Source organism: Mucilaginibacter sp. Mucisp86 (assembly GCF_047324315.1).
Lineage (GTDB): Bacteria > Bacteroidota > Bacteroidia > Sphingobacteriales > Sphingobacteriaceae > Mucilaginibacter.
The window spans coordinates 1,060,089-1,084,856 of record NZ_CP168503.1; the positions used below are offsets into that span (position 1 = coordinate 1,060,089).

At 42.4% G+C, this 24,768-nt stretch carries 24 protein-coding genes; 12 read left to right on the plus strand and 12 right to left on the minus strand.

The window, feature by feature from the left end; translation table 11 throughout:
- Positions 1 to 97 precede the first annotated feature (97 nt).
- The 4 genes from ACEN9X_RS04235 to ACEN9X_RS04250 all read right to left on the minus strand — a co-directional run bounded on the left by ACEN9X_RS04235 (position 98) and on the right by ACEN9X_RS04250 (position 4,104).
- On the minus strand, positions 98 to 670 hold the full coding sequence (locus ACEN9X_RS04235; RefSeq protein WP_090528400.1) for a MarC family protein: 573 nt from the start codon (positions 668 to 670) through the stop codon (positions 98 to 100).
- A 12-nt stretch (positions 671 to 682) separates the two neighbouring features.
- Positions 683 to 1,846, minus strand: coding sequence for an MFS transporter (locus ACEN9X_RS04240; RefSeq protein ID WP_413669231.1), 1,164 nt, complete (start codon positions 1,844 to 1,846; stop codon positions 683 to 685).
- Between the two features lie 98 nt (positions 1,847 to 1,944).
- Positions 1,945 to 3,501 carry an amino acid permease gene (locus ACEN9X_RS04245; protein WP_413669232.1) on the minus strand — a complete coding sequence of 519 codons (1,557 nt, stop codon included), beginning with the start codon at positions 3,499 to 3,501 and terminating at the stop codon, positions 1,945 to 1,947.
- A gap of 240 nt (positions 3,502 to 3,741) precedes the next feature.
- Complete coding sequence (locus ACEN9X_RS04250) at positions 3,742 to 4,104, minus strand: hypothetical protein (protein WP_413669233.1); 363 nt, start codon at positions 4,102 to 4,104, stop codon at positions 3,742 to 3,744.
- Positions 4,105 to 4,255: 151 nt separating this feature from the next.
- Here ACEN9X_RS04250 and ACEN9X_RS04255 point away from each other — a divergent pair, with 151 nt between their 5' ends.
- The gene (locus tag ACEN9X_RS04255) at positions 4,256 to 4,594 is read left to right on the plus strand and encodes a single-stranded DNA-binding protein (RefSeq protein WP_413669234.1); all 339 of its coding nucleotides are present in this window, start codon (positions 4,256 to 4,258) and stop codon (positions 4,592 to 4,594) included.
- A gap of 161 nt (positions 4,595 to 4,755) precedes the next feature.
- Here ACEN9X_RS04255 and ACEN9X_RS04260 read toward each other — a convergent pair whose 3' ends face one another.
- The 5 genes from ACEN9X_RS04260 to ACEN9X_RS04280 all read right to left on the minus strand — a co-directional run bounded on the left by ACEN9X_RS04260 (position 4,756) and on the right by ACEN9X_RS04280 (position 10,733).
- The gene (locus ACEN9X_RS04260) at positions 4,756 to 5,280 is read right to left on the minus strand and encodes a hypothetical protein (protein ID WP_413669235.1); all 525 of its coding nucleotides are present in this window, start codon (positions 5,278 to 5,280) and stop codon (positions 4,756 to 4,758) included.
- A gap of 15 nt (positions 5,281 to 5,295) precedes the next feature.
- Complete coding sequence (locus ACEN9X_RS04265) at positions 5,296 to 6,747, minus strand: PAS domain S-box protein (RefSeq protein WP_413669236.1); 1,452 nt, start codon at positions 6,745 to 6,747, stop codon at positions 5,296 to 5,298.
- 48 nt (positions 6,748 to 6,795) lie between these two features.
- Positions 6,796 to 7,500: an SDR family NAD(P)-dependent oxidoreductase gene (locus tag ACEN9X_RS04270; RefSeq protein ID WP_413669237.1), complete on the minus strand. Its 705-nt coding sequence runs from the start codon at positions 7,498 to 7,500 to the stop codon at positions 6,796 to 6,798.
- Positions 7,501 to 7,893: 393 nt separating this feature from the next.
- Entirely contained in the window at positions 7,894 to 9,672 is a 1,779-nt protein-coding gene (locus ACEN9X_RS04275; protein WP_413669238.1) for an aromatic amino acid hydroxylase, read from the minus strand.
- 101 nt (positions 9,673 to 9,773) lie between these two features.
- Positions 9,774 to 10,733, minus strand: a complete 960-nt coding sequence (locus ACEN9X_RS04280) for a lysylphosphatidylglycerol synthase transmembrane domain-containing protein (RefSeq protein WP_413669239.1) — start codon at positions 10,731 to 10,733, stop codon at positions 9,774 to 9,776.
- A 246-nt stretch (positions 10,734 to 10,979) separates the two neighbouring features.
- Between ACEN9X_RS04280 and ACEN9X_RS04285 the strand changes: the two genes are divergently transcribed.
- The 5 genes from ACEN9X_RS04285 to ACEN9X_RS04305 all read left to right on the plus strand — a co-directional run bounded on the left by ACEN9X_RS04285 (position 10,980) and on the right by ACEN9X_RS04305 (position 14,589).
- Positions 10,980 to 11,849 carry a carbon-nitrogen hydrolase gene (locus ACEN9X_RS04285; RefSeq protein WP_413669240.1) on the plus strand — a complete coding sequence of 290 codons (870 nt, stop codon included), beginning with the start codon at positions 10,980 to 10,982 and terminating at the stop codon, positions 11,847 to 11,849.
- A gap of 54 nt (positions 11,850 to 11,903) precedes the next feature.
- Entirely contained in the window at positions 11,904 to 12,257 is a 354-nt protein-coding gene (locus ACEN9X_RS04290; protein ID WP_413669241.1) for a four helix bundle protein, read from the plus strand.
- 13 nt (positions 12,258 to 12,270) lie between these two features.
- Positions 12,271 to 13,368: an agmatine deiminase family protein gene (locus ACEN9X_RS04295; protein WP_413669242.1), complete on the plus strand. Its 1,098-nt coding sequence runs from the start codon at positions 12,271 to 12,273 to the stop codon at positions 13,366 to 13,368.
- 179 nt (positions 13,369 to 13,547) lie between these two features.
- Positions 13,548 to 14,012: a hypothetical protein gene (locus tag ACEN9X_RS04300; RefSeq protein WP_413669243.1), complete on the plus strand. Its 465-nt coding sequence runs from the start codon at positions 13,548 to 13,550 to the stop codon at positions 14,010 to 14,012.
- A gap of 169 nt (positions 14,013 to 14,181) precedes the next feature.
- A complete protein-coding gene (locus ACEN9X_RS04305; RefSeq protein WP_413669244.1) occupies positions 14,182 to 14,589 on the plus strand; it encodes a LiaF transmembrane domain-containing protein in 408 nt (135 codons plus the stop codon).
- A gap of 294 nt (positions 14,590 to 14,883) precedes the next feature.
- Here ACEN9X_RS04305 and ACEN9X_RS04310 read toward each other — a convergent pair whose 3' ends face one another.
- Positions 14,884 to 16,089 (minus strand): hypothetical protein, encoded by a 1,206-nt coding sequence (locus ACEN9X_RS04310; RefSeq protein ID WP_413669245.1) that lies wholly within the window; start codon positions 16,087 to 16,089, stop codon positions 14,884 to 14,886.
- 215 nt (positions 16,090 to 16,304) lie between these two features.
- Here ACEN9X_RS04310 and ACEN9X_RS04315 point away from each other — a divergent pair, with 215 nt between their 5' ends.
- The 4 genes from ACEN9X_RS04315 to ACEN9X_RS04330 are packed head-to-tail and all read left to right on the plus strand — an operon-like array spanning position 16,305 to position 19,334.
- The gene (locus ACEN9X_RS04315) at positions 16,305 to 17,159 is read left to right on the plus strand and encodes a LiaF transmembrane domain-containing protein (RefSeq protein ID WP_413669246.1); all 855 of its coding nucleotides are present in this window, start codon (positions 16,305 to 16,307) and stop codon (positions 17,157 to 17,159) included.
- A 34-nt stretch (positions 17,160 to 17,193) separates the two neighbouring features.
- Positions 17,194 to 17,529: a DUF4288 domain-containing protein gene (locus tag ACEN9X_RS04320; RefSeq protein ID WP_413669247.1), complete on the plus strand. Its 336-nt coding sequence runs from the start codon at positions 17,194 to 17,196 to the stop codon at positions 17,527 to 17,529.
- A 27-nt stretch (positions 17,530 to 17,556) separates the two neighbouring features.
- Positions 17,557 to 18,591, plus strand: coding sequence for a sensor histidine kinase (locus ACEN9X_RS04325; RefSeq protein ID WP_244281115.1), 1,035 nt, complete (start codon positions 17,557 to 17,559; stop codon positions 18,589 to 18,591).
- Positions 18,588 to 19,334: a LytR/AlgR family response regulator transcription factor gene (locus ACEN9X_RS04330; RefSeq protein ID WP_091218063.1), complete on the plus strand. Its 747-nt coding sequence runs from the start codon at positions 18,588 to 18,590 to the stop codon at positions 19,332 to 19,334. Before ACEN9X_RS04325 ends, ACEN9X_RS04330 begins: the two co-directional genes overlap by 4 nt.
- Positions 19,335 to 19,619: 285 nt before the next feature.
- On the opposite strand, the gene ACEN9X_RS04335 is transcribed toward ACEN9X_RS04330, so the two are convergent.
- The gene (locus tag ACEN9X_RS04335; protein ID WP_413669248.1) at positions 19,620 to 20,510 is read right to left on the minus strand and encodes a flavin reductase family protein; all 891 of its coding nucleotides are present in this window, start codon (positions 20,508 to 20,510) and stop codon (positions 19,620 to 19,622) included.
- Between the two features lie 361 nt (positions 20,511 to 20,871).
- Positions 20,872 to 21,867: a fumarylacetoacetate hydrolase family protein gene (locus ACEN9X_RS04340; RefSeq protein ID WP_091218073.1), complete on the minus strand. Its 996-nt coding sequence runs from the start codon at positions 21,865 to 21,867 to the stop codon at positions 20,872 to 20,874.
- A gap of 476 nt (positions 21,868 to 22,343) precedes the next feature.
- Between ACEN9X_RS04340 and ACEN9X_RS04345 the strand changes: the two genes are divergently transcribed.
- Positions 22,344 to 23,501 (plus strand): homogentisate 1,2-dioxygenase, encoded by a 1,158-nt coding sequence (locus ACEN9X_RS04345; protein ID WP_413669249.1) that lies wholly within the window; start codon positions 22,344 to 22,346, stop codon positions 23,499 to 23,501.
- 114 nt (positions 23,502 to 23,615) lie between these two features.
- Entirely contained in the window at positions 23,616 to 24,740 is a 1,125-nt protein-coding gene (gene hppD, locus ACEN9X_RS04350) for a 4-hydroxyphenylpyruvate dioxygenase (RefSeq protein WP_413669250.1), read from the plus strand.
- Positions 24,741 to 24,768 lie beyond the last annotated feature (28 nt).

Consider the following 24,768-nt stretch of genomic DNA (forward strand, 5'->3'; position numbering starts at 1 on the left):
CAATAAGTGTATTTTATCATCGCTCTTTATTTGGCGGGGACAACGGTAAGAAATCAGCAAAATGCTTTTCAAGTTCCCCCTTTAGGGGGCCGGGGGGCTACAAATGCGTATTACTTCTAAACAGCTTAATAGCTATAGCCAGCAAAATTATCCCGAATGCCTTGCGCAGTACACTCAACCCTATCGGCCCAAGCAGCCTTTCAAGCCACTTTACATTTTTAAGTACAAGATATACCACCAGCGTGTTTAACACAATACCTACAAGGATATTTTGTGTTTGATATTGCGATTTAAGCGACAATAAGGTAGTCATGGTACCGGCACCAGCAATAAGCGGGAAAGCCAATGGAACAATGGATGCGGCCTGCGGTAATTCCTCTTTAAAAAAGTCAACACCCAGGATCATTTCCATGGCGATGATGAAAATAACAAGTGAGCCCGCTATCGCGAATGAAGAAATATCCAGACCTATTACAGCAAGCAGCTCATCGCCAATAAAGAGAAAAGTCACCATAAGCACCAGCACAGCTATACTGGCCTTTTCCGATTCGATATGGCCTACCCGTTGCCTGAGCTGAATAATTACCGGTATGGCGCCCAAAATATCAATAATAGCAAACAGGATCATCGTAACCGAAATGATCTCTTTAAATATAAACGGGTGCGGCATGGTGTCTTGAATTTATTCTTTTTTCGTTAACCGGATACTCAGCAGCAGTGCAGCCAAAATATAGCATGAAGATAAGAAGAAAATAGCATGTACCGATAGCAAAGCTGCAAAGCCCGCGGTAACCGGCCCAAGGGTTTGCCCTATAGAAGCATACGATTGATTGATCCCCAATATTTTGCCTTGTTCTTTATGATCAATATGATCGGCAATAATAGCGTTGAGCATAGGGTTTCGTAACCCATTGAACAAACCATAAATACAAATGCCAATAACAAAAGGAATAAAATGATGGGTGAGCCCTGTTACAAACATTGCAGCGAAACAAAGCAGCGTAGAGAGCATCAGAATTGTTGATTTGGACGAGAACCACTTCGTGAACAGCGGCAAGCAGAGTTGCATGATAATGCCACTTACACCGAAACCGGCATACAAAATACCGATCTGAGTAGGGTTGATCTTCAATACATCAACACTAAAGGTTTGAAAGCCTATGATCATGGTAAACTGCGCCATGGTAAGCATAAAGCCGGTAAACACCGCCGTACCAATAACAGGGCGTTTAAGGGTTGTTGCCAGGGCCGTGAACGAGAACTTAGTTTTCTCCGAATCCTTTTTTGTTTTATCTGGCGGATTAGTTTCCTTCAAAAAGAATAGGCTACAGAGCGTGCCAATAAGCGATATCCCCGCCGCGAAATAAAAAGGAACCTGCATGCCATACCTGTTTAGCAAACCGCCTATGGCTGGCCCAATCACAAAGCCGAACCCGAACGCCGAACTCAAAATACCAAACCTTTTGGCCCGGTTATCGGGTCTGGCCGTATCCGATACCATAGCTTGCGCTACAGATACGTTACCACCGGTAAGGCCATCCAGGATCCGCGCGGCAAAGAGCATGATCATGCTGCGCGCTTCGGCAAAAAGGATAAAGGAGATACAGGTACCTGTAAGGCTGATCACCAGTAAAGGCTTCCTCCCCCATTTATCAGAAAGGGCGCCCAACACCGGCGTAGCAAAAAACTGGGCTATCGAGAAGGATGCTGTAAGGATACCTAATGTTTCGCCTGTAATGCCAAAGGTTTTACCATATGAGTAAAGTATCGGTACAATGATGCCGAACCCCAGGGAGTTGATGATACATACAAATACTAATACCCACAGGTTTCTATCGCCCTTCATGAAGCGGTTTTATTGGTTTGACACCATAAAAAAGGGAATGTAACAAAAAAGGTTCTGAAAAATTCAGAACCTTTTTATTTATGATAACATTGTTATAATTACTCAACAAATTTAGGATTGATAGGATCATTTGCACCTTCAACCTTACCATGGCGCACATGCGAGCGTTTGATACTGTAGCCAAAATAAATGATAAAACCAATCAGCAACCAAACAATAAGCCTTGCCCAGTTTTCCCAGCCTTCGCTGGCAATCATACCTAAACAGATTAATGCGCCAAGCGGGCACACAATTAAATAAGCTGGCGTTTTGAACGGACGCTCGATATTTGGATCGGTACGGCGCAGGATAAAGATACCAATACACACCAACACGAATGCAAACAGGGTACCTATACTCACCATGTCACCTACAATACGGTCAGGAATGAAGCCTGCAAAGAAAGCCACAAAACCGAAGAACAACCATTGTGATTTGTATGGGGTGCTGTATTTAGGGTGCAGTTTTGAAAATACTTTAGGCACCAAACCGTCAGTACTCATCGTGTAAAACACACGTGTTTGGCCCAAAAGCATCACCAGGATAACTGAAGAGAAACCTGCAAGAATAGCCACTGTTACAAATTTGGCCAACCAGCCATAACCCGGCATAAACTTGTTGATAGCGTATGAAACAGAAGCCTCTTTACCGTTAATCAGGAAGTCTTTGTAAGGTGCCAAACCTGTTAATACGTGCGAGAACAGGATATAAAGGATAGTACAGAATACCAGCGATATCAGGATACCTTTTGGCATATCTTTTTGTGGATTTTTAGCTTCCTGAGCGGCAGTTGATACAGCGTCGAAACCAATAAAGGCAAAGAACACCACACTCGCGCCACGCAATACACCAAGCCATCCGTGGTTAAATGTATCGCCATAATTAATATCACCGGTACTGGTATGTACAACGCCGGCATCGGCAGGGATCATGTACGGAGTATGGTTAGCAGGGTTAATAAAGCCCCAGCCCAAACCGATGATCAGCAACACGATAGCAACTTTAACAATAACGATGATGTTGTTTACAGCAGCAGATTCGGCAGTACCACGGATCAGGAGCATCGACAACAGGAATACGATCAGGATGGCAGGCAGGTTCACAATACCATGAACCCCCATCTGATCTACATACATACCGGTTGTAGATATATTATGCTCCCATGGTGAATGGCACCACTCAAATGGGATGTGTACATTGAAGAATGTATTCAGGAACTCGTTGAAATACTGCGACCAGCCAATTGATACGGTAGCAGCACCGAGGGCATACTCAAGTACAAGGTCCCACCCTATGATCCAGGCAATCAACTCGCCCATGGTAGCGTATGAATAAGTATAGGCGGAACCAGCGATAGGGATCATACTGGCAAATTCAGCATAGCATAAACCTGCGAGGGCGCAACCTGCAGCTGCAATGATGAACGAAATGGTAACCGCCGGACCAGCATGTTCGCCGGCAGCAGCAGCAGTACGCACAAATATACCGGCACCAATAATGGCACCAATACCCAGTGCAATCAGCGAGCTTAACCCAAGCGTGCGCTTCAGTGTTTTCTCAGTCTCCTTTGAAGCAGCAAGCAGTTGCTGAATGGGTTTCTTGATAAATAACTTCATTTTAAATTAGTAAGATCAGTCAAAAATTAAAAATTCACATTTTCCCCAAACGTACTTAAATTTATTGAAAACATAAAGAGCCGAATGAAACAACAGTTAAGTATTAATTATCAAAATATTAAACTGTTAAAGGCTATTAAATCTATAGAGATAGAGACTGAACCGTGATTTAGAGGATTAAAGGATTTCCTAATGCGGAGCACAGCAAGCTGCCTACTGTAAAACTGCCACTGCCAACTGTTACTGCTCCCCTTCCCGCTTTACCAGCAGCACCTCGTCATTATCTAACAACAGGTAGCCATATTCGTAATTAAAAAAATAAGTCGAGCCGTTTTTTGTTTGATAGATGCTGGTGATATGATCAAAATCAAAGCCTTTCGCCGTAAGTTTTTTACGGGTTGTTTTTGTTTTGCCTGTCGGGTTTAACTCTTCAAGCACACGTCGGTTACGACGCAGGATATTATTGATATTACGCACCAGGTTATAGCTGTTACTGTTAAGCTGGTTATTATAATTGTTGCGGCACAGATCATTACAAAACTTTTTATCGGCACGGCCTTGTAGTGGTGTTCCGCAATCTAAGCATACTCTTTCCTGGTTCATAGTATAAAGATAGCTATTAATTTATCCGTTTGCAAACGCTTACAAACGGATACTATCGACTATAAACGGTTATTATCCGGTTAATTTTTCCACTCTGTCCCATCTTTGTATCGTTGATTCAAACAAACATTAAACAGTAAATATTAAAACGATGAACTCATTAAGAAACAGTGTGCGCCTGGTAGGTAACTTAGGTATGGATCCGGAAGTAAAAGTATTCGACAGTAATAAAAAAATGGTACGCCTTTCCATCGCCACTAACGAAAGCTACAAAAATGACAAAGGCGAAAAAATAACCGATACCCAATGGCATAACCTTGTTTTCTGGGGCCCGCAAGCCAAACTTGCCGAAGACCTGCTTAAAAAAGGCGATGAATTAGCCATCGAGGGCAAACTAACCAATCGTAACTATACCGATAAGGATGGCATTAAACGCTATGTATCAGAAATAGTAGTTAATGAATTTTTAAAAGTAGGTGCCAAAGGCTGAAGAACAAATGGCGAGATCCTTAAAGCTACGGGACATTGGCGGGTAAAGCCAGTTGATTCAAGGGCGCAGGTATCGCCAAGGGAGGAACAACCGTCACCTGAAGTTTAAAATACGTTTTAAACTTCAGGTGTAATGCAATTTTATAATGATTGATTTGCCACTTAAAAAGGATACATACCCAATTTATATTTAAGGCGCGTCCAAAACACCCTTAGCCGATGATTTAGCGGATTCAATTGCCAATTGATATCAAATTTTTTATCCCTGTCCTCTTTCAGCGCCCTGTAATTCGGTATTGGAATCTTACAGTGCAGCATAGGCGGATCGATAATTATTGTATCCCGACACCTTGCATCTAATGAAGTTTTCAGATAATAAGCAATTTCAATTATTGTAACATTTCTTTCAGCCTTGTAAACGTATAAATTGATGTCGTGAAGATTATCAAAAAGTGAAAGCAATTGCGGCGTTACGTCGGCCAGCGACTGGGGTATCTTTTGATCATTCTTTTGTTTCCTCGACTTGTGCAGGTCACAAAAATCCTGCGTGCTGTTTTCTATTTCAGACGTAACGTACAAACAGTTGTCAGTTATTGTGTTCCATGACGCCTCCCTCGCCATTTCAAGTAAAGAAATCGTAGCGTCGGACAAATTATTATGCAAAGTAGTCTTGGTAATTGTATTCATATTTTCGTCCTTGACTTACGCGTCCGCCCCAAAAGCTTTGATATACGCCGTTCTTTCCACAATAGAATGAATTACCCCATCAAGTTGCTGTGATGTTGTATCAATATGTTCGATGATCTCTTTATTAAGCGGGTTTTGCAAGTCGTCGTTATCAAACAAATTAACCAAACCTAAAATAGTAGCTACCGGTTTACGCAACTCATGCGAACTGATATTAGCGATAGTTTGTAGCCTATTGTTCTGTTCCCGGATGTTATCTTCCGTCTTTTTGCTTTCTATTAATACCCGAAGAATATTTACTGTACGTTCGATAATACTCAACTCATCATCATTTGGCTCACGTATTGTGCGGTAGTAAATACCAAACACGGCTAAAACTTTTGAGTTTTTTGAACTCATTACCGGCGATGACCAGCAAGCTTTAAGGCCATAGGGTTTAACCAGATAGACATAGTCGGCCCAAAGCGGGTCATTTTCAATATCGCTTACAATGACCTGTTTTCGGTGAAATGCAGATGTACCGCACGACCCTATATTGGGCCCTATTGACAAACCTTCCAGCTGGTTGCTGTAATCCTGGGGTAATCGTGGACCCGCAAGTGTATACAACCTTTCCTGTGCATCATCAACTTCTAACACCGAACAGATCATATCCGGGAAAATCCTTTCTATACCGGTAAGCAGTTCAACAACAGATTGCACAAGTGTATATTGTGCCATAGCGTTCAATTCCAGCACCCTTTTTTCAAGTTCCAATATCCATTCCTGCATTTTTATCTCCGTTATATCACGTATAAAAACAGCCAGTTGGTTATGGTAAGGATATATATTGATACGAAGCCAGCTGTTTGAATATTCATTTAGATATTGTACCTGTATTGATTTTTTACAGGTTAATGAAAGCTGAAACTCGCTCTCTACCTTTTCGGTTAAACCAAGGCTTTTGATTTCCATGAAATTGGCACCGTCAAGTTCATTTAAACTAACATTTACCATGGCCTGGAAAGCCGGGTTAAACGAAATTATATCCCAGTTGGCGTCAAGTACAATAAAACCCTCATTAAGACTTTGAATAGTGTGCTGAACGATATCGTTTTCGGGCTGCCCAATCATACCCGCAAGGGTATTGCCACTTGAGTAAATAAGGCCATCATCCTCATTTAATATCACCGACCAGATAACGCTAAAGTAGCAGCCATCTTTTGCCTTTATTCGGCTTTGATAACCTATCAGTTTTTTATGGATTAACAGGCTGGCTTGAGATTCGTCCTGTCGTTCCTTATCTGCGGGGTGACAAACGGCCGCTATATTTAAATCGGCTAAGTCCTCGTCATTATAATTAAATGTATTCCGGAAAGCATAGTTGGTATGCAGTATCACTCCATCCATATCCATGACAAAAAAAATGTCTTTTGAATGAGTGAAAAGGGATGTGAACCTCGTATCCATAGGCTGCCGGCATAACATATTTATAATAACTAAGTTATAAAAAATGTTTGCAATATTATCTAATATTTAAGGAGTAGTTGCGGCTACAGGTATTATTTTCCCGTTAAAGAACTTGCTTCCGGTTAAAGCAAAATCGGCGATGTATTTACCCATTTCAAATGCCATTACCGGCGATTCATAACCCGGAAAAGCTTGTTCAAGCATTTCGGTTTGTGCCGATCCTAATGCCAAACAATTTACTTTAATACCTTGTTCTGTTAGCTCCTGTGCCAAACACTCGGTTAGGGTATGTAAAGCCGATTTACTTGCAGAATAAGCCGCTAAACCGGGGAATTTCGCACTCCCCTGGAAGCCGCCCATGCTGCCAATATTCAGGACATGCGAACCGGCGGGCATCAAAGGTACTAAAGCCTGGATAGCGCGTACGTGACCAATAAAATTACTTTGCAGCATTTCCACAAAATCCGATTCAAGCAATTCTGTAAACGGTTTATTGATAAGCACCCCGGCATTGTTGATCAAAATATCAACCCGGTTATCAAAATGCGATGCTATAAAATGTTGCAAACCTTCATAGTCGTCATGAACAATATCAAACTTTAAGGCAAACAACTGGCAATCGGGGTTTAAACCATGAGCTATTTCCAGCAAACGTTCCAGTTTATCCTGTGAGCGGGCCAAAGCAATTACTTTGTGGCTGCCCGAAAGTATCAGTTCAATTACGGCTTCAAAGCCCACGCCACTACTGGCGCCGGTTATTATAATGTTCATATGCCCCCTACCCCCCTAAAGGGGGAATAATTGTTTGTTATTAATTTTATTTCCCAACGTCATTGTAAGGTACGAAGCAATCCCCAATTAGCGGAGCAGCCCTGTAAAGTTTGGAATTGCTTCGTACTTTATAATGACGTGAATGTAAGCTATTGATTATTTGGTTTGTTTTTTTTAAAAATTCATCTATAAATATGGGCGTTGCCTGCGGCCCGTGCTATCCGCTCATACTGCACAGGCATTAGCCACAAGGCCGGTATCCGCTACTATCACTAACGCGGCCCCGCGCACCATCGCTAAAATATATTTTACACGTCATCTCGGTTTTTTTCAGGTTCCTGATGATTGCTCGCAATGACGCTTGATTTTATACCCTAAGATGATAAATCATTGCTAAACTACCAATTTTTGCTCAACCGGGTGCTTGATCAAATAAAAACCATCACTGATAAGCTTACCGTACTCAGGCTCATTATGTCCTTTTTGTTCAAGAAAATGTTTGATCTCGGCAGCTAATGCCGGCTCTACGCCTTCATGATCAAGCATTTCCAGTATCTCCAAAGCACAAAGCCAGTCGTCATGATGATCTTTTTGGAGCTGTTGCCATACATTGCCTAAAAATCCATAATCGCCGTGATTAATGCGGCAATTACGTACCTGCTGGTAAAGCCTGTGCAATTCTTTTGTTTTATAATCATGCACGGCATGATGGGTTTCTGTTTTTGATTTATAAACAATTGTTTCATAAGCTTCCCTGTCGGCCGCGCCGCAAAATACCGAAACGATCTCTCCGCCAACAGCCATATCATAAACGCCCCAGGCCGGATCAAACAACACCATTCCATCTTTATCGGTAACGGTGGCTTCATCAAAAGTAATTAGGTAGATCTTACCATCCGCATAAAGAATATTTTTGACAAGGCCAACTACCTTAATCCCGCTTTCAAAAAGTAATTCAGTTTTGTTACCTTTTACTATGCCGGCTGTTTTTAAATCATCTTCCGAAAAATCTTCCAAAGCAACATTGCTACCTTTCAATTTACCAACCGGCGAACTGAAACCATCCTTATGATAATCTTTACCGTGCCCTTTTAGTTGTTTATTATTAAACGCCAAAGCAGTTGGGCCGGTTGTTTTAATAAAATAAGGTTTACCACCGTCTCCGGTCTTAAAATCGGTAATGTTGCCCGAAACCTGCAATCCCGAACTATAAACCGCGGTGCAGGTATTTTTACTTTCAACAGCTTTCTGCAAGCCATAAGTACCGCCCTTTCTGAACGACATGCTATTGGCAAACTCTTCCAGCACATTGATCAGGTTTTGAAAATCAGGCGTTACAAAAAGCTGCGGCTGGGGTTTGGTAATATCATAGCTGTACTTTACAGCATCAATGGTATACCATAACTTTTCTACATGCTTTTGCATACAGGTCGAGCTCTCCCCGATCGACGAAAGCAAACCTGCTCCGTAAATCTTTGGCTCCTCCAACGTACCGATTAGCCCATACTCAACAGTCCACCAATGTAAACGGCTCAATAAAGCCATTTCTGAAGGCTCGCCCATATTTTCCTGGCAATAAGTTACCAGCTCCTCGGCTTTAATGATTTCCTCTTCATCGGCATCGGGCATTTCTTTTAATATCGATAAGGCACGGATAGCCTCATACAGTTCAAAATCCTGTGCCGAAAACATGGCCCTGGCCCCTATAGATCCAAAATAGCTCAGGTACTCATGGTAATCCTTATCGGCAATTATAGGCGCATGCCCTGCCGATTCATGGATGATATCAGGCGCCGGGGTATATTCAATATGTTTCAACTGGCGGATATCAGCTGCTATAACCAGTACCCGGTAAGCCTGGTACTCCATAAAGGCAGCCGGCGGGATAAAGCCGTCAACGGTAACCGCTCCCCAGCCAATTTTGCCGAGGGCATCATTCATTTCCTGCAAATTGGGAATGTGCTCAATGGTTAAACCGGCTTTTTGCAGGCCAGGGATATACGGATAGTAGGCAACATCCTTAAGATAGCTGTAATTCTGCCGCATGACGTAGCGCCAAACCGCATGATCAACAGGTGTGTAATGCTCGTAGTGCTGGTCGACTATAAATTGTTTTAAATGACCGGGCAATGCCGCAACCTGCGGATTATTAAAATCATTAAAAAGGCTCATTTGATAACTGGCGATTTATAATACAACACCAAGTTTAGCAGATGGTTGCCATGAAAACAAACTTCAGTTTATTATTATGAAATTAAACTTAAAACAGAATATTATTCTTCTATTGGGTGATTTTCCAATTTTGGTTCTTCTCCTTTTTTAAGTCCTGCGTCCAGGCGTTTCGGAACAAGTACGTAATAAACGCCTAATAAAGCCACAATAATTGAGATGAGATAAAATCCAAAGCTCAGGTAAACCGCCATATCTTCGGTCAGGTTAAACTGGCGGGCCAGTGTAAGGAACAGTGCATCGCGGATACCGCCACCGCCCAAACTAAACGGAATAATTGCCGCTAACGATGAGAAAAGGAATGACAGCAAATATGGCGCAAATTTACCATTGAAATCCTGCGCAAGCAGTAAACAAACAATGGTGAGTAATTGCATGCTTTGTACACCTATGGCTTTTAAATGTGCCTGTACAAAGTTGTGGGTATATTCTTTAAAAAACTTACGGGCTACAAAATAATAGATCACCGAACCAACCGATACTATACCAAGCGGCCATGCCAGGTGATAGGGGAAACTCGGGATTAAAATAATTAGCCCCACTACAATAGCGCCTATGGCCCAAAATCCGCTAAGCCTGTCAAACAGGATAGCCCAGAATACTTTTTTTGTGGGTAAATGATAGCGTTTGTGCAGCAGGTAAATTTTGTAGCCATCGCCGCCGATACCGCCTGGCAATAGCACATTATAACACAAGCCAAGAAAATATAAGCGCAGGTTAAAGCGCCAGTCTAACCGTAAACCAATGGATTTGAAATAGCTTAATAACCGCCACGACGAAAAAAGCATTGAGCCAATATAACAGGCTATAGCTGCGGTTAACCAGGCGCGGTCGGCATGGACTAAGCGATATTTAATTTTCGCAAACGGAACCTTACTGAATACATAGTAAAGCAAACCGCCGGTTACTACTATAATAAGGATTACTTTTATAACGCCCCAAAGCTTACCTTTCCAGGTTTTATGTTCGGCACCTTCGTCAATGAGATCTTCTGTTTGTGTCATTCGGCTGCAAAGCTATGTTATTTTTTTATTTGGATGTACAGGATAGTCAATTAACAATTTTTCTTCATTTTGTTTTCACAAACATTAAAACCAGTAAATCAGGTTATTATTTCAGGGAGGGTGCAACATAAAATGGCAAAGGCAATCTCATGCCAGTGTAATCCCACTTTCAACTGAGTGTAATCATAATATTAAATGGGTGAAATCCTTGTTACAAAGTGTTATTTTTGCGCAAATTTTTTGGAGATGAGTAAAGTAAAAGTTGGTTTAGTACAAATGAGCTGCACTGCTGACAAACAGCAGAACCTGCAAAAAGCGATTGTTAAAGTAAGGGAAGCCGCTGCTAAAGGCGCGCAAATAGTTTGTTTACAGGAACTTTTCACCTCGCTTTATTTTTGCGATGAAGAAAATTACGACAATTTTAAGCTGGCCGAAGCTATCCCCGGCCCATCAACCGATGAACTTTCAAAAGTTGCTGCCGAGCTTAATGTGGTGATCATTGCTTCATTATTTGAGAAACGTGCTCAGGGTGTTTACCACAACACTACCGCAGTACTTGATGCCGACGGTAGTTATTTAGGCAAATATCGCAAAATGCATATCCCTGATGATCCGGGCTTTTACGAAAAATTTTACTTCACCCCTGGTGATTTAGGCTACAAGGTTTTCAACACCAAATTTGCCCGTGTAGGCGTATTGATTTGCTGGGACCAATGGTACCCTGAAGCCGCCCGCATCACTGCCTTAATGGGTGCCGATATATTATTTTACCCAACCGCTATCGGCTGGGCTACTACACAGGATGAAGCCACTAACGTGGAGCAATACAACGCATGGCAAACTATCCAGCGTTCGCACGCGGTAGCTAACGGCATACACGTAGTAAGTGTTAACCGTGTAGGCGAAGAAGCCGGTGTAAAATTCTGGGGAGGTTCATTCTTTGCCAATCCGTTTGGTGCTATTATCCACCAAACATCACACAATGATGAGGAAGTGGTAGTACAAGAACTTGATCTGGATAAATCTGATTACTATAGAAGCCACTGGCCGTTTTTACGCGACAGAAGGATTGACAGCTATCAGCCAATAACAAAAAGGCTATTAGACGAAGACTAACGTCTTGAGTCCGAAAGTCAGCAAAGTCCGTAAGTCCGAAAGAAAAATTTTAGTATGAGTTTTAAATTTGAAAAACTAATTGTTTGGCAAAAGGCTGTTGACCTATCAGCCGACATTCATGATCTAACTAAAACTTTTCCAAAAGATGAGTTGTTTATTTTAACGTCTCAAATAAAACGGGCTGCGGATTCTATTTCATTAAATATTGCTGAAGGTTCAACCGGGCAATCAAATGCCGAGTTTAATAAATTTGTGGGTTATGCTTTACGGTCGGATATTGAGGTTGTAGGATGCCTTTATTTGGCGCAAAAACGAACTCTAATATCTGAGGAAGATTTTTCAAAACTATATCAGCAATGTGAAGAAGTTTTAGCTATGTTGAATGGATTACGTAACTCCCTTAAATAACCAATTATATTAAATGTCATCTTTAAAAGATATATCAACTAAATCCGGACTTTCGGACTTTCGGACTTCCGGACTTTCGGACTCGCCTTTAGCACAAGGCTTCTCTTTCCCTGCCGAATGGGCTAAACATACCGCTACCTGGCTGAGCTGGCCTCACAAAGAGGCTTCATGGCCTGGTAAGATCGATACCATTTACGCGCCTTACATTGAGTTTATCAAAATAGTTGCCCAAGGCGAACTGGTACGTATCAACGTAGCGAACGAGGACATGAAAGCCTCGGTGATTTTCCAGCTGCAAAATGCAGGAGTCGATCTTAGTAAAATAGAGATCTTTGAATTCCCTACCAATGATGCCTGGTGCCGTGATCACGGTCCGGCGTTTTTGATAAACCCAACAACAAAGCAAAAAGCTATTGTCGATTGGGGCTACAACGCATGGGGCGGCAAATACCCTCCATTTGATCTGGACGATGTGATTCCTACCAAAATAGGTAACCATTTTGGCTTGCCGGTATTCAACCCGGGCATTGTAATGGAAGGCGGCTCTGTCGACTTTAACGGTAAAGGCACTATTTTAACTACAACTGCCTGCCTGCTCAACAAAAACCGTAATCCGGAGCTTAGCCAGCAGCAAATTGAAAGCTACCTGCAAAACTATTACGGAGCAGAGCAGATCCTTTGGTTAGGCGATGGCATTATAGGTGATGATACCGACGGCCATATTGACGATATTTCCCGTTTTGTAAACGAGGATACCGTAGTTACAGTTGTTGAGGATGATAAGAACGATGAGAACTACCACATCCTTCAGGAAAACCTCGAAACCCTGAAAACCATGCGCCTGCTTAACGGCAAACAACTTAACATTGTTGAATTGCCAATGCCCGACGCCGTAGTATATGAAGATACCCGTTTACCTGCCTCATACGCTAATTTTTACATTGCCAATTCGGCTGTAATAGTACCTACCTACCGTTCAAAGAACGACGATAAAGCACTTGACATACTTACCCAATGCTTCCCCGACCGCAAGGTTGTTGGCATTGACAGCACCGACATTATCTGGGGCCTCGGCAGCTTCCACTGCCTGAGCCAGCAGGAACCGGAATAAGCCCCACCCAACCCTCCCCTTCAGGGGAGGGCTTTAAAAGAATAGTAGAACGGAACAAAAATATCGATCTCCCCCTGTTACTTATTCTTTAGCCTATCATTGATTTTAGATTATTTATTTACGCTGCTCGATACCAAATATCTTATTAAATTGTTACAATCATCTAATCAGTATCACGAATGCATTTCTATAAGAAATATGTTGGCCCTATCTTGATAACAATCTGCGTTTCTTGCTTTTGCAAAAATTCTTTAGCTCAGAGTCCAAACGAAACATTTAACCGAGATTCATCAAAAACAATTACACTTATAGAATTTAAACATCGTGTGGGCAGAGCTACGAAACTTCTTAAAACAGAGAAGCTCTCAGCAATCTCAGATACAGACCATATTAATATTATGATGTGCCTGAATACGATATTTATGACTCATCTTTATAAAAATGGCCTATTCGAAGCCCGGTTTGAAGCAGCTGAATATAAAAATCTTGAAATTTTAGCAGATAAAAAAAACTATTCTCGTGACATTGTTAAAGTTTATTCTGAATGGGTTCCCAATAGAGGCATGGGTTATTACTTTCCGAAGCTAAAGATGGAATTATATGGTACTCCTATGAGATATGCAATATTCAATGTATTAGAATAACGTGCTATCTTCTCTTCTTCTTGACTCTTGACTTCCTGACTCTTGCCGCTCCGCCTCCTTTCACCGCCTTTATCCCCTGCTTTACCGACATCTCCCCCAACATCGCCAAGTATTGATTGCCCCGCCTGCTGCATCGCTGTAGATTTGGGTAACATTAAAACTTAAAGCGATGAACAACGATATAATAAACACCGAAAACAAAAGAAATGGCAAAATCATGTTAGGAATAATATTACTGGCAGCCGGTGGTTTATTTCTGATAGATCAGCTTAATGCCTTACTTATTCCTGATTGGCTTTTTAGCTGGCCAATGTGGTTCATAGCCTGGGGCGCTTACATGGGTGCCAAACACGACTTCAAGAAACCATCATGGATCTTTATGATACTCTTAGGCATAATATTCCTGGTAAATGATAACGTTAATGATGCCGACCGTATAACCTGGCCAATAGCATTGATGCTGCTTGGCGCCTGGATAGCCATCAGGCCGGCCAAACAAACCGACAGAGATTTCTGGGAAAAGAACGAAAAAGCTAAACAGCATTTCGACTTTGAGCAACCCAAAGCCGAAGCTTAAACTCAATCATCCATCATATATATCAAAGCCGGGGCATTTTAAAAAAGCCCCGGCTTTTTGTTGATATTTCCGGGTGTTCAACTTTTTCAGGTGTAAACACTTGCGTTTTTTGCCGAAAGTAAATAGCATTGAAAATCAACAACTTTGATTTTTGGTTTATTTTCAATCAATCAAACATGAACGCATCAATACTGATAATCAACAACTTAACTTTTCTAAAAATAAAAAGTTGAACACCCGTTTTTCAAAAAGTTGAACACTGGTTCGTGTCACTGAATGCATCGAATATTTATGCTACTTACTGATATAAAACCATGGCATTTTAAAAAGCCCAGATTTTAGATTTACGTATACAGTATCCCCAACTTTAACCTGGTCATAAAGCGATTTGGATACTTCGGTTTCTTCGCTTTCCCTCGGCCCCCATTTACTCAAAGTTAAATCATATGATGTGTGTTTACCTGTCGATATCCTTTGACTAAGTACTTGCGCTTTATACTCTTTTGGGGCGCTATAATCAAAATTGCAATTAATTATAACAGGGGCAGTAAAACCGTATAACAATACAAATGCCGCAGCGCTAAGCCAGGTTGTTTTGTTTGAACGTGCTTTTTCTTTCGAGCTCATTATTATCCCCAAAAAAGCAGCCCCTAATACAACTATCACTGTAAACGCGGGCAAGAGCATATCTGTTAAATGCATCAGTTTAAAATCAACCAGTATCCTCAATAAAAGCCCAACTGCAGGCAGTATCAACGCTTTACTTAACGATGGATACATGGCCTGTTTCTTATTGTCAGCACTGTTAAGCACAACTACATCCCTTTTTAAATAAAACACAAACATAACTATTAAGGGCCATGCTATACCGGCTAAAACAGCATAATCGTAAGGCGCAGGATGTATAAACAGCCAAAAACACAAAGCGATACCTCCGTAATTAAAGTATGAGCAAAAGCGTTTTAACTTTTTTAGTTCGGCTAACCTTTCTTCGCTGCTGTGACCATAGCTATCATCATTTTGTATCTCCTCTATACCTTTTTGTTCTTGTTCGGCATCAAGATCTTTGCAATTCGAGGCTACCCATTGCAATATTTCGCTGCCATCGGCAAAATAGCTGTAGTCACTTAAAACTATTGCTTTTTTTGATTTATCGACAGGGCGTATTGTTATCCTTTTACCCTGGGCGGTGTCATAACCTTTAATATCGTTAATTAAAAGTTCTCTGCTACTGAAATAGCCCACTCGTTTTATGCCGTTGTTGGAGATAATTATTTTGCTTGCCTTCAATTCGAGATAGAGATAAAGTCCTAACATTATCAGTCCAATCCCTATTAGTACAAGCCACCAGCTTTTATCGGCGATAGAAGTATAGGTTAGATAAGCGCCCCCGATGACCATCGCCGCCATAAAGATGTACAAAAATATTTTCCACCCGATGCCGAGGGTGTATTCCTTTTCAAACACAATACCGCGGATTGGGCTAAAGTCCTGTTTCATTTTAATGATAAAGTTTAGTACGGTTATTTACTGATAAAAAACCGTCGCAACTTACAATTTTTTATTTTTGCCGAATGTTAAAAAATCAACCGCAACTTTTTCACCGCCAAAACATCCCCACTCACCGATTTCTTTAAATACATCGCCAATTTTTGTTTGGCTCAACTATAATGTTACCTTAGTTTTGGATATGATTTCAATTTGCAGATAATACAATGAACAACGATATAGAACATCCAAAAGATCCCAACAAAGGCAAGTCTGTTGCCGGGATCATTTTACTTGCTGTAGGCGGCATATTGCTGCTTCAGCAATTCCGAATTTTTTTCATACCCGATCATCTCTCCCTGTGGCCATTATGGCTTATTTTCTGGGGTATATATGTAGGTGCTAAACACAATTACAAAAAAGCATCATGGGTAATGCTGGTTGCTTTAGGTACTATATTCCTGATCACCCAAAACATTAACAATTCTGATCGTATAGTAGGCCCTCTGGCTGTAATTGGTTTCGGGATGTGGTTGATATTAAGGCGTAACAAACATTTTGATCCGCAGCAATGGAAACACGATTTCAAAGCAGAAAAATGGACCAACTGGGATAAAAAAGAGCCTTTTCAATTCGAAAAAACCGAGCCTGTGGACTATACAGTAAAAGATGAAGGAGATCCGATCCCCCCTGTTGATCCGTACACTCAAAAACAGCAGCAGTACAATACCAAATATTCAGGCGATGATTATATCGATACTGTATCCATTTTTGGTGGTGTTAATAAAACTATTCTCTCCAAACAATTTCGCGGAGGCGATATCGTAAACATATTTGGCGGTGCCGAACTTGATTTTACACAGGCAGATATCAACGGCCGCATTATCATTGACATTACCCAAATTTTTGGTGGCACCAAAATCATTGTGCCATCAAACTGGCAGGTAGTATCAGATCTGGCAGCTATTTTTGCAAGTGTTGATGATAAACGCATCAGGAGCACCGCAAGTGTAGGCAGCGAAAAAGTGCTGGTACTTAAAGGGGTATCCATTTTTGCAGGGGTAGATATTCGCAGTTATTAATTAAGGCAGATAATTACGAAAAGCATAAAACAACATGAACTGGTACGTAGCAAAATTAGTTTTCAGGGTGATAAGCGGGGATGGCGATCATCAGGCGCAATTTGATGAGCAATTAAGGTTGATCAGCGCGGATAGTGAATTAGTAGCTTATGAAAAAGCAAACCGTATAGGTCACGCCAATCAGGATAGCTTTAAAAATATTGAAAAGCAAACCGTTAAATGGCAATTTATAGATGTAGCCGAACTTAACCAGCTTGGCGAACTTGCAGACGGTACCGAACTGTATTACAATATACATGAAACGCCCGACGCCGACCTGTACATAGCCTGGGCGCACCATAAATCGGCCTTATTGGGCATCAGAAATTAAACCTTAAACCACAGAAAGCAACCCGTTTTGGAAGTTCCATCAATACAATCATCAAAACTATACGCGGCATTTGTAATATGCGGTGTGGCCTGGGCTGCACTGCAAACTTACATCATCCATAGTTTTGGTTTTTTATGGTTCACTGCCGCTACTGATGGCCTGTTGAGCGCCATATTGCTTTCATGCGCCTGCTGGCTTATCAATAATAACTTACGCTACTACCAACCCGGTAAAGGCAGTTACATTAACCTGTTTATATGGTGCGTTGCGCTTGCAGGCATTTGTACAGCCGGCTGCCGTTACCTTTTACCGTTAATAAACAGCGACACCATTTATACGGGTTTCCTGGCCCAGTCATTAACCATCCGCTTGTTTACCGACTTTTTGGCCATCGGCTGGATGGCTATGATCAGCTTATTGTGGTTTTCGCAATTGGATCAGAAAGAAACCCTGAAACGCAAAACCGAGGCTGAGCAGCTGGCCCGCGAAGCCGAGCTATATAACCTGCGCCAGCAATTGCAGCCCCACTTCCTGTTTAACAGTCTTAACTCTATCAACGCGCTTATTGGCTTTAAACCTGATGAGGCCCGCAGGATGATCCACCAGTTGTCCGACTTTTTACGCGGAACGCTTAAAAAAGACGATCAGTTGCAGGTTAGCCTTACCGAAGAGCTGGCCCATCTTAATCTTTATCTTGATATAGAAAAAGTACGCTTTGGTCACCGTTTACAAACCGAAATAAGCTGTGACCCAAAATGCGGAACCGCCATATTACCATCCATGCTGTTGCAACCTTTGGTTGAAAATGCCATTAAATTTGGCCTTTACGATACCATAGGCGAAGTTACCGTGAGCATTCGCGGCGAAATTGAGGATGGTTATCTGAACTTAATGGTACAGAACCCTTATGATCCGCAAACATCCAAACCAAAAAAAGGTACAGGTTTTGGTTTGCGGGGAGTGCAGCGACGATTATATTTGCTGTATGCCCGCAATGATTTAATGGAAACCCATGCGAGCGATGATCTGTACACTACCATTATAAAAATACCGCAACTATGAAGCGAGCTTTAATTATTGATGATGAACCTTTAGCCCGCATGGTTGTAAGGGAATACCTGCTTGATTTTAAAGACATTGAACTGATTCAGGAATGTAACGATGGTTTTGAGGGCCTTAAGGCTATTCAGCAGCATCAGCCCGATTTGGTTTTTTTAGATATCCAGATGCCTAAAATTACCGGTTTTGAAATGCTTGAACTGGTTGAGCAGCCCCCTGCCGTGATATTTGCTACTGCGTTTGATGAATACGCCATAAAAGCTTTTGAAGCCCACGCGGTCGATTATCTGTTAAAACCTTTCAGTAAAGAGCGCTTTAATAAAGCAGTGGAAAAATTCCTGGCTACGGCAGCTCCAAAACCTGCCCCTAAACAAACAGAAGAGTTGCTGGAAACCGCTGCCACACAATCCCCTGCACAACACGAGCGCATTGTGGTAAAAACCGGTACCAAAGTAAAGATCATCCCTGTTGCCGATGTTGAGTACCTACAGGCCGATGACGACTATGTAAGCGTGATCACTAAAGAAGGCTCCTACCTCAAAAATAAGACCATGAGCTTTTTTGAGCAAACGCTTGATCCAAACCATTTTGTACGTGTACACCGCTCATACATCGTGGCTATACCGCAAATCACCCGTATCGATCCATACGAAAAAGACGCACACCTCGCTATCCTGAAATCCGGCGCTAAAATCCCGGTAAGCAAAACAGGATATGTAAAGTTGAAGCAGGTATTGGGGATATAGCAATAAAAGTTTAAAAATCAAGCTACCTGATATTATCTCTCTACCCGTCATTGCGAGTATCTATCAGGGAAATCCTGAAAAAAACTGCGATGACGTATAAAATATATCTTACTGATGGTGCACGGGCCACGTTAGTGATAGTGGCGGATACCGGCAGGGGTTTCATCGACGGATCTATTCGTTTTAAAATGATGCACAAACCCTTCACTGCCACTACACATATCAACACACCCCTTCCGAGGGAAGGAATAAAACCTCCCCGACAGGTTTTAGTGTCCAAATAATTTACTCCATCAATAACACCATTAAAGCCTCCACTATCCTTTCTTCCTCAAGCAGTTGCTTGGCTTTCAAGTGTAATTGCAATTCGCGGGTTTGGCTATCGCCGATGGTGGCGTCGAGTACTTCTTTTATCTCAGGAGTTAGTGCAAAGGCTTCGATGGCTTCGTCTGTAGGTATGGTTTCCAGATTGCCTAATTGTCCAAGATTATTACCGGTCAGTATTCTTGAATTGCGGATAGCATAAGGCAGTGCATCAACGCCTATACCTATCTTGATATTGGGTTTGGCTACTTTAAACAGGTTATCTTTAGTAACCCGGCAATACCAGTCGCCACCAAGACGGGCTACCAGATCCATTTTGGCCTGGTCAATTTTCCCTTCTGCGTCTAAAACAGCATCGCTAATATGGATCAGCTTTATTTCGGCAAGAACGAGATTGCCTGCACCATGGCTTTGCCCTAATTCAATAACCTCGTTAACTACGCATTCCAGCTGCACATATGACTCGGCCACACGTGGCGGTTTTACCAGTTGCGATGGCAGCGGTGTTAACCCCGATTTAATAAACTCATTAACCCCCAACGGATACTCCACGCTTGACAGCGAGGTTTGCTGTACCATATCATAGTTAACAATATTGATCACGCACTCGGGCACTTCTTTTACATTTTCGAGCGTGTGCTTGGTAGTATTGTCCCTCACCCTGCGCGACGGCGAAAAAACACATATCGGAGGATTGGTACTAAAGAAATTAAAAAAGCTGAAAGGGCTCAGGTTTACGTTACCCGCTTTATCCACAGTAGAGGCAAGGCATATTGGCCTCGGCGCTATTACATAGTGCAAATAACTCTGAAGTTGAACCGGCGAAAGATCGGCTATGTTGATGGTAGGCATGGAGGTTGTACTTTTAAACCGTCATTGCGAGGTACAAAGCAATCGCGAACTTTACAGAGCGGCTCTGCTTATCGGGGATTACTTCGTACCTTATAATAACACAATCGTAAATTGTTGATTATTAAGATATTTTAATAATTTTATAACATGGGCGTTGCCTGCGGCCCGGGCTTTCCGTTACAAGTCCTCACCTTTCCTACCCTCAATCCCTACACACGCTGCGGGCTTTACACTGCAATCCCTAACGCGGCCTCCGCACAACATCCCTAAAATATATTTTGCTCGTCATCACGATTTTTTCCAGGAGCTCTCTGGTGATTACTCGCAATGACGCGTTTGTATTTCTATGGATAGTATTTTCTTATTTCTTCAACTTCAATATCGAAAAATCGCTATCTGCTTTCTCAATGATGTTACCCAGCATACCCAACCCTGTTACCTCCATTTCAACCAGATCACCGGGTTGCAGCCATTGCGGTTCATAATCGGCATTATTAAGTACACCGGTACCGTTCAGTTCAAGGAAGCAGCCGGTGCCTACCGTGCCAGAGCCTATCACATCGCCCGGCAAAACGTCGCAACCATAGGCAGCACGCTCAATGATCTCGGCAAAAGTCCAGTCCATATCGGCCATATTACCTGCCGATACCTGTTTGCCGTTCACCACACATTTCATCTCCAGGTTATAAGCATTCCCTGTATGACCAGGTTTTGCAGGCACTTTGTATTGCTCCAATTCATCGGGCGTTACCAACCACGGACCAATCACTGTTGAGAAATCCTTGCCTTTCGCCGGGCCAAGGTTTAGCAGCATTTCTTCCATTTGCAGGGTGCGGGCACTCATATCATTCATAATCATATATCCTGCAATAAAACTATCCGCTTCGGCTGCCGTTATATTGCGCCCTTTTTTATTCAAAACTACAGCCACTTCCAGTTCAAAATCCAGTTTCTTAAAATGATCGGGCATGCACTCAATTTCGCCGGGGCCTTGTATGGCATTATGATTGGTGAAGTAAAAAATAGGGTACTGATCAAACTCCGGTATCATATCCAGCTTACGGTTACGCCTCGCCGAAGCCACATGCTGCCTGAAAGCATAACCGTCGCGACATGACGTTGGATGAGGTACAGGCGCCATCAGTTCAAAAAACAATTCCTCTTTAGCCTCTATTTTTCCCGACCGGATATCTTCATTAACCCGTGCAGCATGTTCCATCAGTTCGGGGCCTCCCCACAAAAACTCGTTCATATTGTCGGGGATCAGCTTATCGCAGGAGTTTAAATTATAGATGTGGCCATTAACAAAAACGCCAAGATGTTCGCGGTCTTCGGTTTTATAGGATACTAATTTCATAGAGTAGCTTAATTGGTATAATCAAAGCTAATGATTTTTTGTTAGGTGAATGGTTGATTAAGTTGATTAGGTGAGTGGTTTCTTACGCGGATATATTCCGCCGCCGAGCGGTGGCATAAATAAAAAACCACAAGGCAACCACTCACCTAATCAACCCAATCAACTACTCACCATTATTCAATCAACCACTCACCTAAATTTGCATCCTAAATATAATCCCGCTAACTTAGTATCATGTTACGCATACAAATGCATTTTCTGTTTTCGTTGGGGTTAACCTCCATGAGCGATGCCTCATCGTTCAGAGATGCTATGCTTGCCAAGATCGTACTGGCGCAATACTAATATCTTCCATTCCCGCTATCTTCATTTTTTAACCATTATTTATTAATGGTTAGGGCAATGCTTTCGGACTTATTATTCCGAACACAAATCAGCATTTTATACGTTTTATTGTTAACCAATTAAACCAATTCATGCCTCTATATCATAGTTTAGGATCAATTCCGCCTAAGCGGCATACGCAATTCCGTAAGCCCGATGGTAGTTTATATGCCGAAGAGCTTGTTTCGACCGAAGGTTTTTCAAGCCTGTATTCGCTGGTGTACCATGCCTACCCGCCCACCATTGTAAAAACACTTGGTGAGCCCTACAGCGTGGAGCCTAAAATAGCGCGCGAAAAACACCTGAAGCATACCAGTTTGATAGGCTTCAACATACAACCAGAAGATGATTACCTGCAAAGCCGCAAGCCCGTACTGGTAAACAGCGACCTGCATATTTCGCTGGCTGCACCACGCCAAAGCATGACCGACTATTTTTACAAGAACAGTCAGGCCGACGAGGTGGTTTTCATCCATGAAGGTACCGGCACTTTAAAAACAGGTTTCGGCAATATCAAATTTCAGTATGGCGATTACCTGGTGATTCCCCGCGGCACCATTTATCAGATGGAGTTTGATGGTACGGCAAACAGGCTTTTTATTGTAGAAAGTTTCAGCCCTATCCGTCCGCCCAAACGTTACCGTAACCAGTACGGACAACTGATGGAACATTCGCCCTATTGCGAGCGCGATATCAAACTACCGGCCGATCTGAAAACTTATGATGAGCATGGCGATTTTAAAATCCTGATTAAAAAGCAGGGCCTCATCTATCCTTACATCTATGGCACCCATCCGTTTGACTTTATAGGCTGGGATGGCTTTCATTACCCCTGGGCTTTATCCATCCATGATTTTGAGCCGATAACGGGCAGGTTGCACCAGCCCCCACCGGTTCATCAAACATTTGAGGGCAACAACTTTGTGATTTGCTCATTTGTGCCCCGCAAATTTGACTATCATCCACTATCAATCCCCGCTCCTTACAACCATAGCAATGTGGATAGCGATGAGGTGCTATACTATGTAGATGGTGATTTCATGAGCCGTAAAAGTGTGGTAAAAGGCCAAATTACCCTGCACCCCGGCGGCATCCCGCACGGGCCGCATCCTGGTTCTGTCGAAAAATCAATAGGCAAAGAATCAACCGATGAACTGGCTGTTATGATTGATCCTTTCAGACCGCTGATGTTAACGGAGGATGCTATTAAAATAGAGGATGAAAATTATTATAAAAGCTGGCAATATTAACTACTAACCCCATGTCATTGCGAGCGTAGCGTGGCAATCGCATGCTATACAGAGCGAATCTGCACAGTTCGCGATTGCTTCGTTCCTCGCAATGACATATTTAAATTCATTAAAATGCACACTCAAACTTTAGATAAACAACCAATCACAACCGATTTCCTGCCCCTAAACGGTACGGATTACGTTGAATTTTATGTAGGCAATGCCAAGCAGGCGGCCCATTATTATAAAACCGCTTTTGGCTTTCAGAACCTGGCCTATGCCGGCCCCGAAACCGGCGTACGCGACAGAGCATCATACGTTTTGCAGCAGGGTAAGATCAGAATTGTACTTACCACTCCCCTACACTCCGAACACCCCATTGCCGAGCATATTAAAAAACATGGCGATGGTGTAAAAGTGCTGGCACTTTGGGTTGATGACGCTTATGATGCTTTTGAACAAACCACTAAACGTGGCGCCGAACCTTATCAGCAACCACAAACCTTAACTGACGAGCATGGCGAAGTGCGTACGAGCGGCATTAAATTATATGGCGAAACCGTGCACATGTTTGTTGAGCGTAAAAACTACAAAGGTTTGTTTTTACCCGGCTATCAAAAACTGGAAAGTAATTATAACCCAACAGATGCCGGACTGTTATATGTTGACCATTGCGTAGGCAATGTAGGCTGGCATAAAATGAACGAGTGGGTTAATTTTTATGAAGAAGTTTTAGGCTTCCGTAACATCCTCACCTTTGATGATAAAATGATCTCGACAGAGTATTCGGCTTTAATGAGCAAGGTAATGAGCAACGGGAACGGCTTTGTAAAATTCCCGATCAACGAGCCTGCCGAGGGCAAGAAGAAATCACAAATTGAGGAATATCTTGAATTTTATGAGGACGAAGGTGTACAACATCTTGCCCTCGCTACCCATGATATTGTAGCAACCGTTACCGAACTGCAAAACCGTGGCGTTGAGTTTTTAACCGTACCCTCAACTTATTATGATGACCTGATTGATCGCGTTGGTCATATAGATGAAGACCTCGAGCCCCTGAAACGTTTAGGCATCCTGGTTGATCGTGATGACGAGGGCTACCTGCTGCAGATCTTTACCAAACCTGTTGAAGACAGACCTACACTATTCTTCGAGATCATCCAACGCAAGGGCGCAAAATCATTCGGGGCGGGCAATTTTAAAGCCCTGTTTGAAGCAATTGAACGCGAGCAGGAAGCGAGAGGAAATCTTTGATTTCGGATTTTTAGATAGTGATTTATGA